The following is a 12153-nucleotide window of genomic DNA, read 5'->3' on the forward strand; positions in this document are numbered from 1 at the left end:
TGGGCCCTCTCTGGCCCTCAGGCCCCCGGGTCCTGCGGCCGGAGCGCTCGCCCGAGAGCCTTCCGGGCTCGATCCCGGCTGCTCGGCATGAGGTGCGCGTACACCTTCAACGTCAGCCCCGGATCGGAGCGCCCGAGGTACTCCGCGAGGCCCTTGATGCTCTCTCCCGTATCCAAGAGCACGGACGCGTAGAAGTGCCGCAGGGCGTGCATGCCGTGCTCGCTGGCGGCGGCGTGCTCGCGACTCTTGTCCTTCGGGATGACGCCCGCCTTCGCGAGAGCGGGCTTCCAGTGGTCTTCGTTCAGCGAGGTCCGCCAGATGTGCCCACCGTTGGGCCCCGTGAAGATGAGCCGCCGGGTCACCGGCTGGCCGTTCGCTCGCATCCACAGGAGTTTGATCTCTACCGGCGGGAATCGCTTCATGTGCTCCTGTAGTGCTTCTGCCACCGGATCGGACAGCGGTACGTCACAGAGCTTGCCGCCCTTCGGGGGCGCGGACACGGCCTTGATCAGGCTCAGCTTGAGTTGCTGCACTACGTGCAGCGTGCCGCTGTCGGAGTCGATGTCATCGACGGACAGGCCGAGGATCTCCCCTTACCGCAGGCCGCATCCGGCACCCACGTCGACCACGGGCCGGAAGCGCTCGACCATGGCGACGCGCACCCATGGCCGCGGGGTCACCGTGCGCGAGTTGCAGGAGTTCCGGCGCAGGCATCCATCTTCTACGGCGGCGGAGAGCCTGGAGCGGACGTTGGAGAAGATGACGCGTGCGTACGCGCCGGACATGCCGGATGCCTCGAGCTGCGTCACGAACTCTCGGACGTGGCTCGGCTGGAACGACCCGAGCTGACGCGCCCCGATGCGCGGGAAGGCGTGCAGTCTGAGCCGAGACTCCATTGACGCCCGAGTGTTCGGGTCGCCGCTCTGGCTCGCGAGCCACTTCTCTGCGAACTCCTGAAACGTGGTACGGGACGCATTCGGGTCGATGAAGTCGCCGCAGGCTACGTCTGCCTGCATGGCACTCAGCCACTGCTCGCCCTGGCGTTTCTGCCCGTCGGGGAAGGCCTTCTCCTTACGCTTCCCCTCGGGCGTGAAGGAGCGGGCGCGGTAGCGCATGCCCTTCCGTGGCGGTCGGTCCTGACACGGACGGTCTTGCTGTCGGTGCCGGTCGTGGTCTTGAACCAGCGGTCGTGGATGTGGCTTGCCATGAGGAGCGGAGTCCTTTCCCAGCATGGAGCAGGGGCGGCCGCTCGACGGCCGCCCCTGCTGGCGTGTAAGGCCGCGACGCGGTCGACGTCCTTGAGCTGAGTGACGTAGGCCCCCACTTCGGCGGGGTCGTAGCGGACGTGCTTACCGACGCGGAATCCGGGAGGGCCGGTGCGCTTCCTGCGCCACTGGTAGACGGTTTCGCGGGGAACGCCGAAGATCTCGGCGATGTCGTCGGGAGCGCCCGCCACGCCATTCTCCTCGCGGAACTCCGCAAGGCAGGCCTGCTGGACATGGACGACGCCGCGATCGACGGCTCACACGTCCAGGCCCTGAAAGGGGGGCTCACACCGGACCCTCGCCGGTCGACCGTGGCCGCCTCGGCAGCAAGCACCACCTGATCACCGACCGGCACAGAACACCCCTCGCCGCGTCGTTGACCGGCAGAAACCGTCATGACGTCACCCAGTTCATACCGCTGCTGGACACGATCCCCCGCATCCACGGCCTAGTAGGCCGGCCCCGCTACCGGCCACGGCGCTTGTTTGCCGACCGCGGCTACGACTACGACAAGTACCCACGCCTGCTCCGCACGCGTGGCATCACGCCGAAGATCGCTCGCAAGGGCACCGCCCACGGATCCGGCCCGGGCAGGACCAGATGGGTCGTCGAGCGAACCTTCGCCTGGCTCCACCAGTTCAAACGCCTACGGACCCGCTACGAGATACGAGCCGACCTACACCTCGGGCTGCTCCAACTCGCCTGCAGCATCATCTGCTCGCGACGCCCCCGAACCTCATTCTGAAATGATCAGCGCTCCTCTTCGTGAGTGAGGGTCCGGGGCGACACCGCCGGCCCTCCTTAGGCCCTCTGAGGGCGACAAGCAACGGTCAATAGCGACCACCCATGGCCGCCCAATCGCAGGTCAGCGGAGGTTAGTCGGCACGCCTGCTGACACCGCAGGATGCGGAGCCGTCAGCCGTGCCGGACGACGACATCACCCGATGGCAGGCCTCCCTCCACTTCGGTGTTGAACAGCGAATTCACCCCCTGATCCGCCGCAGATCGTGATGGAGTTCGCACGGAGCACCATCGAACGCCAGGGGAGTCCAGGGCGGCGTGGCTCGCCGAGCTGGCCGGGAATGTGGAGGAGTTGCGGGGCGCTGAGGGCGCGTGCACTCGTGCCAAAGCAGCTCCACAGACCTCCTGTTGCCAAGCCCATGAAGGGCCTCAGCTTAAGCATCGAGATGACTCTTGCCAGACTTTCCCCTCGTACCGCGACGCTTTGGATAGTCGGACCAACGCTTCGTGTATTCGGAATCCTCACGGATAGACAGGCGGAGCACCTCGCTGGAGTTCTCATAGATCGCCAACCTTAGGACATACTGAGCCTCAGAACTCACAGGCAGGCCTGTCAAGTAATAGGACGAGGGTCGAACTAGGCGAAGGGTCTTTCCGTTTGCCGTGCCTAGCGTCAGCGTGCGCCTACCGTAGTCGTCGGTCTGAGATTCACGGAGACGTGAAACCACCGGGAGGAATCCCGCCTCTTCCGCCTCTGCAAGGACTGTCTCCGCAGCATTAATGGCGCCCAACACTTCATCTTGAGTCGGGAACTTCGGATTAGTGTGCTGCAGGACATTTCGGATCTCATCGACCTTGCCTGAATGCAGCTTTTGCGAGGCAGTAGCCAACATGGCCACAATACGAGATCTTGCGGTCTGATCGAGATCAAGATAGGGATAGGCGTGCTTGAATAGAAAAGTGTAAGGGGAAGCCGAGCGCAGGAGTTTGGGATAATCACCAAGGCCCCGCCGTGTAGTCTCGTCAGACTTCAAGCGCCTCAGGCGGTCGGCCAAGATCGCGAATCCCCGAATCATTGGGAACAGTGTCCACTTTCCATCATCGGAAAATTGAACGTCTGATTGATCCCGAGAGAGTTCCTGGATGGTAAATGTGATCGCCTCATCGGGAGAGTAGACGAACCCTGATGTCGCATAATGATCACGCAGAAGCGACCAGGTGGCCAGCTTGAGGTACTCCTGAAGCAGCCCCTCCAATTTCACGAAGAAGTTAGAAGCAACCGCTCTAATGTCTGCCTGATCGGCTGGCGCGTACGTATGCGTACGCATGGCGAGTTCCCTCAGCCTGGTGCCATACTGACGGAAATCGACCAATACGTCAGATTCAGACGGCCCATCAATGCCTAGCCGCCATGTGATCGCCCGCCTGAGGGACTCTTCGTTCGAAAGGCGTTCCCTGGCCCGTGGGCCGATACCAACGAACTTCTCTGCCGCCTCAAGGTTCGCGCCACTATCAAAGATCAGAGATCCCAGCGCTCCGTCCAGGGGGCCACCGCACACGAACTGATCCAACTGCTCCTGGAAGGACGCCCCGTCTGTCCCTCTGATCAGCCACTCCAGCCTCTCGCGCTGGGCTGGGTTCCCTAGGTCAAAGAGATTCGAGATCAGATGACGACTCCGCAGCAGAGCGAGCGACGAAGCACCGAGAAACCTGACACCTCCATTTGCGCACTCAGGCGCCAGATCGAAGTACCCCGTAGCCCTGATATCCCTGGGAGACTTTCGGATTTCAGCTGGCGGGATAAAAATACTTCCGGACAGAATTAGCGAATCAAGTGAATCGATAATCTCCTCATCCCGACACAGGAGAATGAGTTGCAGCACCTGAGCTTCATTAAGACCCTCAGTGAACTTTTCAGCCTCTTTGACGTCTTGTCCAAGCGTGGAGATAGAAGCCCGAAGTTTACCCTGAGTGCAGTTAAGCAGGTCATGCAAAATCAGACGCATTTCAGGAGCGGAGAATGCATCGCCAATAAGAGTCGGGAGCCCGGCTGAATGCCTCCACGAGAAAGGATTGACGTGAGAAGCAACCTGATCGCGCGAGAACTCGTGCCACTCGCTTTCCGCGCTATCCTGGCGAGACAAAACCTCTCGCATCTTAGAACGGACCTTCGAGATCTTTGATGCTCCCGTTTCAAGGAGCACGTTATGCAGCTTCATGCACGACAGATCATCGCAGTGGTAGAGCGGCACCCAGACGGAGGGCGGACAGTAGCGGACTTGCCGGGACCGAACAAGTCCCCAGGGGCCTGTTACATAATCATGCATCTGGAATACCCCTTGGGGGGCGCCGGACAGTAGCGTCATCGTATCCTTATGAGTCAGAGTGTCATTGTTGTCCCTTAGCTCACTGAAGGCCTTGTCGTACAATTCCCGCCCATAAATATAGGGGAAGAGAATTCTCTCCTTCCTGATCTCGTCAGAAATCGACTTTTCGATCGAATCCAGGTTGGTCTCGTCTGGATGTACCAGCAACTCGTTCCAAGAGACTTGCAAGAATGCAGATAGCGTGCATTCGTTGCGAGGGTTAGCATTGCTCTGCACGCGGGAAACCAGCCCGGCGCCGGCAGAAGTGAGCTTGATGGCCGCCGCGAGTCGCGCTGGGACTTCGTAAGCGTCAGAAATGATGCACGATCCAAGAAGATCTGACAGGCAGTCAATCCGGAGGATCCGTTCCTGCGTTTCGGGGTTCGAATAGATCTTCTCGATCTGCTCACGCGTCAGCTTGTCGGCCATTCTTTGCCTCCCCAGACCTTGGAACCGTCACCAGGTTACGAACCACGCCGAGAATCCGCAGGGCTTTCAAGCAAGACCCTCTCCTTCTGTGCTAGAGGAAGGCGTTGGCCGCGGTCAGGGTCCTATGCGCAGCTGCGGGACGTGACACGGTGTGGCGGCAGTGCGCTCCGACCTCACAGCGCTTGAGCAGACCCCGGCTGAGTCCGCGTCGATTCCCAGCTCGGTGTCCGGCCAGCAGAAGGCGCAAGCCGTAATGTTCGGATCAGTGAGGTCAACTCGGTTCGGCAATCGGCCCACTACACTCACCCCAACCGCCCCTGGCCAGAGAAAAAGCCAAAGCGCTGCTGGAGTACTAAGTGTCTTGTCAGACACGGCACGGGTGCCTAGCCGAACCTCTAGCGGTAGAGGGTCTCGCCCCTAGCGCTAGAGGTTATGACGAGCCCCCGACTGGCCCCCTGTGAGCCCTCCGAGGTCGACCGACGACGACCAACAACGACCGCCCGACTGCAGGTCAGTTGCAGTGCGCGGCGCTCTGAACAGGGCCGAAAAACAGGCCAGCCAGACCCAGGGCAAGAAGAAGTAGTTCCGTGCACGTACTGAAGCCCCCTGCCTGGGTTCTGTCCCCAGGAGGGGGCTTCGGTCGTGCCGTGCCCGGTGCACCACGGTTCAGATCGGCTCCGGCTGCGGTTCCGGCTGTCGCACGGGGGTGGCCCGCGGTTCCCACGCCGTGGTGGTCCGTACGTAGCCGTAGACCACCGAGGCCATCGCCAGTATGAGCAGCGGTCCGAACACCCACGGATGCTCGGCCATCGTCAACGGCAGGAAGCGGTAGGAGACCAACAGCGCGGCGAAGACCGTTGCCCCGTAGGCGACCAGCCGGATCCCCGCACGGTCCCAGCCGCGGTCGTACGAGCGCAGAGCGGCCTCGATCGTCAGGACGAACACCACGCCGGCGATGAGGTCCACGCCGTAGTGGTAGCCGAATCCCAGCGTTGCGGTGAGCGTGGCGACCAGCCAGAACGTGCCTGCGTACCGCAGAACGCGTGGGCCCTTGCGGGTATGGATGAAGATCGCGGTGGCCCACGCCGTGTGCAGGCTGGGCATGCAGTTCCGCGGGGTGATCTCGTCGAACGGCATGGAGTGCGGGGTGCCGATCGGCGACGGCGTCCGGGGCCACAGGTCGGCCACCGCCCAGTGCGCGCTGGACGGAATGTCCGGCGCCCACAGGCTGATCGTCGCCCAGTGCTCGGTGCCGGTGCCGTAGGCGAAGAGCGGCCCGACCACCGGGAAGATCATGTAGAAGGCCGGCCCGATCAGACCGATCACCAGGAAGGTGCGCACCAGGTGATGGCCCGGGAAGCGGCGCTCGACCGCCACATGGCGCAGTTGGTACAGCGCGACGACGACCGCGGCCACCGCGAGCTGGCCGTAGACGATGTCGAGGAAATTGAAACCGATGGGGCCGGTGGCCGTGACGAACCGGCCCACCAGCCAGGACGGATTACCCAGCGCGTGATCGGCTGTCGCCACGTACTGGTCGAGCACCGTCGGGCGGGTCTGCGAGGTGATGAGCAGCCAGGTGTCGCCGGTCTTGCGGCCGGCCACCAGCAGCAGGCCCAGCCCGACGCCCTTCAGCAGCAGTACACGTTCGGCGCCGGTGCGGCGCGTGACGGCGATGACCGCGCAGCCGAGCATCACCCACAACGCGCCGTTGCCGAAGGGATGGCCGCCGGTCGTCCCTTCGTCCACCACCCACCGGACCAGCGTGAAGGCGATATCGATACCGATCGCCGCACCCGCCGCGATGAACCGCTGCCGCCAGGTGAGGACCACCATCATCAGGGCCAGGGCGGCGTACAGCACACCGCCCGACTTGGGGGCGATGACCAGCTCTCGCACCTGACTGGTGAGCGGCCCCGGCAGGCCATAGCGACGCGCGGCGAACTCCAGCACGACGAGGAATCCGAGGGCCACGACACCCGCCACGGCCCAGAGCACGGCCCGTCTTCGGGGCAGGTCCGGTGGAGATATGTGCCCGGGCGGAGCGGCCTCGTCGCCCGCGTTCCCTCTGCGTATCCCAGCACCCTGAGACACCGTGTACCTACCCCCTTGGTCCGCTCCTGCACGCCACCCGTGCCCTTGGTGGGCCCTAGGAGCGGACAGCCACAGTCCCCATGGCGGTGCCCCAGGCCATCACGGGAGGGAAGCACAGCGGATCTGTGCAGGTCAATAGCCTTGTGGGCGCACAAGCACCGTTGCCTTGGGCGACGGCCACCAGGCGCGCGGGGCACCGCCTCCCCCACGACGTCCCCACCCCGGTGAGAAGTACCGCGCAGGCCCTGCGTCCGCCCCGTCCTGGGGCTAACGTGGCCCGTGCAGCGGCCCGTGCACGGGCGGAGCCGATCGGACGGGCCGTACGGCGAGAGCAGGGAGAGCGGGGAGAGCAATCATGGGCGAGCCCCTGAAGACCTTCGTCGGCGGCACCGAGGTCGACGTGCCCAACAGCATCCCGGCCATCCGCGCCGCACTGCCCGAGGAGAGACGCGAGGAGTTCGACCGCGCCATCAACGACGCCGGGGTGGGCGAGATCCAGGCGGTCATGCGGCACTGGATGCTGGAGGCCGTGCCGGACCCGGAGGCCGAGAAGATCCTGGACCGGCTGGCGCAGGACGAGGCCGAGAGGCGGACCGTCGCTTGAGCTTCCGCATCTCCTACGCCCCGCCCGCCGACGACACCCTGGCCAAGATGCGCGACGGCGAGGTGTTCCGCGACGAGATGGCGCGCACCCTGGGCCTCGACCCGTACGGGCACGGGTCGTCGGCCGTCAAGCGCGAGCGCGACCGCCGCGAGGCGACGGTCGCCGGGGCCATCGTGCTCTATTACGTGTCCAGGACGGTCCTGATCGTCACCGTGGTGAGACTCGTCCCGCTGCCCTGAACCGGCGGCCGGGACGACGCCTCGGGCCGCCGAGCGCTCCGCCTCACGCGTCGGGGACGCAGGTCACGCATCGGGGGCATCGATGATCTTGCCGTTGCTGTCCACGGTGTGGGTCTCCCAGTACGTGTCCCACGTGTCGCCCACATGCTTCGGGACCTTGCCCTCCGGGTACCGGGTGTATCCCTTCGGCGGTTCCTCGCCGTTGGGCACGCACGCCGACCCGGTGCCGCCGACGGTCAGGACCGGGTATTCGCCGCCGCCGCAGGCCGCATCCTCGGTAGAGCAGCCCGCGGTCAGCAGCCCCGCGACCACGGCGGCCAGCGCGAGGCCCGCCGCGGACCGGCTCCGGCGGCGTCCGCTGCTCGCGGGCACGTGGTGACGTCGGCTGGTTCCGTACATGATCGACTCCCTCTGGGTGGCTGGTGGGACCAGCCTGCCCGGAGGGTGATGCACCGTTCATGAGTACGAATACTCATGGGTATCGGCTCGCGTACTTGCTCTCTTGGGCACGGCACGACGTGTCCCGCCCGGCGGCAGCCGGGCGGGACACGGAGGGCCGGCTAGGCGAGCTTGGCCGCCTGGCCCTCGACCAGCGCGGTCGGCAGACCGAATTCCACGCCATCGAGCCCGCCCGCCGCAGCCATGTTGAACGCGGAGAACGTGGCGACCGTGGCGCCCTGGCGGAAGGCCACGAGCTTGAACGGGACCGACTCGCCCTCCTGCTCGACCGTCACCGTCCAGGCGGCGGCTTCCTCCCCGGCCGTGACCTGCTCCTCGGCGATCTTGGTGACCTTCTGCTTCTCACCCTTCGCCGTGAGGGTGAAGCCGCCGGCGCACTCGGTGGCCGCGGTACGCAGGCCGGCGATCGTCTCCTCGGCGCCCTTGCCGTCGTACGAGGCGAGCGAGATCTGCGTCGTCGTGATGTCGAGCGCCGCCGCCATCCCCGTGGCACCCTTCTTGGGCTCGCTGACGGAGTGGCGAAGGGTGGAGGCCGCGGGCTTGGCGATCGCGGCGCCCATCAACGCGTCGGCCAGCGGGGTGCAGGCCTCCTTGTCCGTGGTGACTTCCTCCGTGGCGATGGTGTCCTTGGCCGTAGCCTTGGCGATCTTCTCGCCCTTGACGTCACCCTGGGCCAGCGCGGCCTTCTCCAGTTCGGCGGAGGTGAGCGCCTTGACCGCCGGCTGCGCGGCGGCCGACCCCTTGCCCTTGGCGTCCGCCGCCGTGTCGTCACCGCCGGAACCGGAGTCCGAGCCGCCGCAGGCAGTGGCGAGCAGGGCCAGGCACACTGCACCGGCGGCAACGGCGGTACGACGTATGACAGTGGGTCGCATGGTCCGGATCCGTCTCTCTGAGCTGGGGTCTTCGAATTTGCACACTCTAGAGCGGAACTTGGTTTGACGATCACTCAATTCAGGCACAGGAAAACGATCGTGACGGCGCTGTGATCTTCCTGTGAAGGCACCGCCCGCCCACCTCGATCCGCCGCGCGAAGGAGATCAACCCGTGGGCTGCCGGGTCAGTCCGTGGGGCGCCGGGTCAGATGGGCGAACGCGTCCAGGTTCCGGGTGGACTCGCCGCGCGACACCCGCCACTCGTACTCCTTGCGGATCGCGCTCGCGAAGCCCAGTTCCAGCAAGGTGTTGAACGCACCGTCGGCCGCTTCGAGGACCGTGCCGAGCAGCCGGTCCAGCTCCTGCGGGGTGACCACGGAGAGCGGCAGCTTGCCGACCAGGTAGATGTCGCCGAGCCGGTCGATCGCGTAACTCACGCCGAAGAGACGGAGATTGCGCTCCAGGAGCCAGCGGTGGACGGCCGCGTCGTTCTCGTCCGGGTGGCGGACGACGAAGGCGTTGAGGGAGAGCGAGTGGGCGCCGACCCGAAGCGAGCAGGTGGTGGAGAGCTTGCGCGTACCGGGCAGTTTGACCACATAGCTGCCGGATTCGGGGCTCTCCCATTCGAGCTCGGCGTCCGTCAGCGTCGCCTCGATGACCTGCGCGATCCGCTCGATCCGCGGGGCGCCCGCGCCGGCCTGCGCGACCTGCGTCGTCACCGCTTCCTCGGGTACGTCAGCCATGGTGCGAGCGTACGCGACGGCGGTGTCCCTGCAGCGCGGCCGTGTACACCTCGGCGGTCGCGGACGCGGCGGCGTCCCAGCCGAAGCCCCGGGCGTGCGCGGCGGCCGCCTCACCCATCCGGGCAACCAGCTCCGGCTCCTCGGCGAACCGGCCCAGCGCCTGGGCGTACGCCCGCGGGTCGTGTCCGGGTATCAGGAAGCCGCTGACGCCGTCCCGCACCGCCACCGGAAGCCCTCCCACGGCCGCCGCGACGACCGGGGTGCCCGCCGCCTGCGCCTCCAGGGCGACCAGCCCGAAGGACTCGCTGTGCGAGGGCATCACCAGCACGGACGCCGCCCGGAACCAGTCGGCGAGCTGCTCCTGCCCGACCGGCGGATGGAACCGCACGACATCGGCGATGCCCAGCAGGGCCGCCAGCTTCTGCAGCCCCTCCGGCTTCGCGAGCCCGCTGCCGCTCGGGCCGCCGACGACCGGTACGACGATCCGGCGGCGCAGCGAGGGATCGCGGTCCAGCAGGACGGCGACCGCCCGCAGCAGCACGTCCGGGGCCTTCAGCGGCTGGATGCGGCCGGCGAAGAGCGGTATCAGCGCGTCCTTGGGCAGCCCGAGGCGCGCCCGGGCCGCTTCCCGGCCGTCGGCCGGGCAGAAGCGGTCGAGGTTGACGCCGGGATGCACGACGGCGACGGACCCGGGCTCGGCGTCGTAGAAGCGGATGAGCTCGTCCGCTTCCTCGGCCGTGTTCGCGATCAGCCGGTCGGCGGCGCGGACGATCTGGGTCTCGCCGATGACGCGGGCGGCGGGCTCGGGGGTGTCGCCCTCCGCGAGTGCCGCGTTCTTGACCTTCGCCATGGTGTGCATGGCGTGGACGAGCGGAACGCCCCAGCGCTGGGCGGCGAGCCAGCCGACGTGGCCGGAGAGCCAGTAGTGGGAGTGGACCAGGTCGTAGTAGCCGGGGCGGTGACCTGCCCATGCCTGCATGACGCCGTGTGTGAAGGCGCAGAGCTGGGCGGGCAGCTCCTCCTTGGCCAGGCCCTCGTACGGGCCCGCGTCGACATGCCGGACCAGTACGCCGGGCGACAGCTCGACCTTCGGGGGCAGTTGGCCGGTCGTGGACCGGGTGAAGATCTCGACCTCGATGTTGATCGCGGCGAGGCGTTTGGCCAGCTCCACGATGTAGACGTTCATGCCGCCCGCGTCACCCGTGCCCGGCTGGTGCAGGGGCGAGGTGTGCACGGAGAGCATCGCGACACGGCGCGGTCTGCGGTGGCTGCCGGGGAAGGCGGTCGGCAACCTGAGGCGCGGTGCGACACGGCTGCTGCCGAGCCGGGAGACGTACTGACTCACGTCGTCCGGTCCTCCTCAACTCAGGGCATGACACCGACAGGACCCGGGCCCTCAGACGGCTGCAACAGGGGCGCTCCCCCTTTCATTTCCGCTTTGCCAAATCGTTACCCCGTGGGGACCACCCGCCGGATCGTTACTCTCGGTGTCATGCGCCCCATCGGCACCGCGACCCGCGGGACCACCAACCCGAACCGGCTCCGCCGCATGGACCGCTGGATCGCCGCCGTCCACGGCCCGGCCCTGCGCCGAGCCGACACCCCCGTCGCGGTGGACCTCGGGTACGGCGCCGCCCCCTGGACCGCCGTCGAGCTGCTGCACCGTCTGCGGACCGCCGAGCCGCGCACGTCGGTGGTCGGGATCGAGATAGACCCGGAGCGGGTCGAGGCGGCGAAACCGTACGAGCGCGAGGGCCTCACCTTTCTGCACGGCGGCTTCGAGATACCGCTCCCCGCACGCCCCGACCTCATCAGGGCGGCGAATGTGCTGCGCCAGTACGACGAGGGCGAGGTCGCCGCGGTCTGGCAGCGGCTGTGCGCCCGCCTCGCGCCAGGCGGGCTGCTGGTGGAGGGCACCTGCGACGAGATCGGGCGCCGGCACGTCTGGGTGGCGCTCGGCCCGGAGGGCCCGCGCACGGTGACGTTCGCGACCCGGCTCGCCTCCCTGGACCGCCCCTCCGACCTCGCCGAGCGCCTGCCCAAGGCGCTGATCCACCGCAATGTGCCGGGCGAACCCGTCCACGCCTTCCTGCGGGACTTCGACCGGGCGTGGGCGGCCGCCGCCCCGTACGCCTCCCTGGGCGCCCGGCAGCGCTGGATCACGGCCGTGCGCGCCCTGTCGGCCGACTGGCCGCTGACGGACGGGGTACGGCGGTGGCGCCAGGGCGAAGTCACGGTGGAGTGGACCGCCCTCCAGCCCCGCCGCTAGCCGGACCGGCCGCCCGCCGACGGCCGTCCACGCGCCGGTCGGATCCGCGGGAACTCCGGCCGGGGCGCCGTT

The 12153-nt window shown here is 66.8% G+C and carries 9 protein-coding genes and 3 pseudogenes; 4 read left to right on the top strand and 8 right to left on the bottom strand.

Annotation, left to right across the window (positions count from 1 at the left end; translation table 11 throughout):
- Positions 1 to 17: 17 nt before the first annotated feature.
- Both AB0L71_RS24570 and AB0L71_RS24575 read right to left on the bottom strand, forming a co-directional pair.
- Positions 18 to 1207 (bottom strand): annotated as a pseudogene (locus AB0L71_RS24570) (tyrosine-type recombinase/integrase).
- 87 nt (positions 1208 to 1294) lie between these two features.
- Positions 1295 to 1456, bottom strand: a pseudogene (locus tag AB0L71_RS24575) (helix-turn-helix domain-containing protein); the annotation flags it as partial.
- Here AB0L71_RS24575 and AB0L71_RS24580 point away from each other — a divergent pair.
- Positions 1448 to 2010: pseudogene (locus tag AB0L71_RS24580) on the top strand (IS5 family transposase); the annotation flags it as partial. The pseudogenes AB0L71_RS24575 and AB0L71_RS24580 sit on opposite strands and share 9 nt — an antisense overlap.
- Positions 2011 to 2440: 430 nt before the next feature.
- On the opposite strand, the gene AB0L71_RS24585 reads toward AB0L71_RS24580, so the two are convergent.
- Positions 2441 to 4801, bottom strand: coding sequence for a hypothetical protein (locus AB0L71_RS24585; RefSeq protein ID WP_365246794.1), 2361 nt, complete (start codon positions 4799 to 4801; stop codon positions 2441 to 2443).
- Between the two features lie 666 nt (positions 4802 to 5467).
- The gene (locus tag AB0L71_RS24590) at positions 5468 to 6787 is read right to left on the bottom strand and encodes a phosphatase PAP2 family protein (protein ID WP_365246981.1); all 1320 of its coding nucleotides are present in this window, start codon (positions 6785 to 6787) and stop codon (positions 5468 to 5470) included.
- Positions 6788 to 7250: 463 nt separating this feature from the next.
- Between AB0L71_RS24590 and AB0L71_RS24595 the strand changes: the two genes are divergently transcribed.
- Complete coding sequence (locus AB0L71_RS24595; protein ID WP_365246796.1) at positions 7251 to 7499, top strand: hypothetical protein; 249 nt, start codon at positions 7251 to 7253, stop codon at positions 7497 to 7499.
- Positions 7496 to 7738 (top strand): hypothetical protein, encoded by a 243-nt coding sequence (locus AB0L71_RS24600; RefSeq protein ID WP_365246798.1) that lies wholly within the window; start codon positions 7496 to 7498, stop codon positions 7736 to 7738. Before AB0L71_RS24595 ends, AB0L71_RS24600 begins: the two co-directional genes overlap by 4 nt.
- Before the next feature lie 63 nt (positions 7739 to 7801).
- On the opposite strand, the gene AB0L71_RS24605 is transcribed toward AB0L71_RS24600, so the two are convergent.
- The 4 genes from AB0L71_RS24605 to mshA form a co-directional block, all read right to left on the bottom strand.
- The gene (locus AB0L71_RS24605; RefSeq protein WP_365246800.1) at positions 7802 to 8137 is read right to left on the bottom strand and encodes a hypothetical protein; all 336 of its coding nucleotides are present in this window, start codon (positions 8135 to 8137) and stop codon (positions 7802 to 7804) included.
- 161 nt (positions 8138 to 8298) lie between these two features.
- On the bottom strand, positions 8299 to 9069 hold the full coding sequence (locus AB0L71_RS24610; RefSeq protein ID WP_365246802.1) for a hypothetical protein: 771 nt from the start codon (positions 9067 to 9069) through the stop codon (positions 8299 to 8301).
- Between the two features lie 185 nt (positions 9070 to 9254).
- On the bottom strand, positions 9255 to 9737 hold the full coding sequence (locus AB0L71_RS24615) for a YbjN domain-containing protein (RefSeq protein WP_365246983.1): 483 nt from the start codon (positions 9735 to 9737) through the stop codon (positions 9255 to 9257).
- Positions 9738 to 9804: 67 nt separating this feature from the next.
- Entirely contained in the window at positions 9805 to 11157 is a 1353-nt protein-coding gene (gene mshA / locus AB0L71_RS24620) for a D-inositol-3-phosphate glycosyltransferase (RefSeq protein ID WP_365246804.1), read from the bottom strand.
- A gap of 147 nt (positions 11158 to 11304) precedes the next feature.
- On the opposite strand from mshA, the gene AB0L71_RS24625 reads away from it, so the two are divergent.
- Entirely contained in the window at positions 11305 to 12081 is a 777-nt protein-coding gene (locus tag AB0L71_RS24625; protein ID WP_365246806.1) for a class I SAM-dependent methyltransferase, read from the top strand.
- Positions 12082 to 12153 lie beyond the last annotated feature (72 nt).

It is taken from the genome of Streptomyces sp. NPDC052052 (assembly GCF_040680455.1).
In the GTDB taxonomy this organism is placed as follows: domain Bacteria; phylum Actinomycetota; class Actinomycetes; order Streptomycetales; family Streptomycetaceae; genus Streptomyces.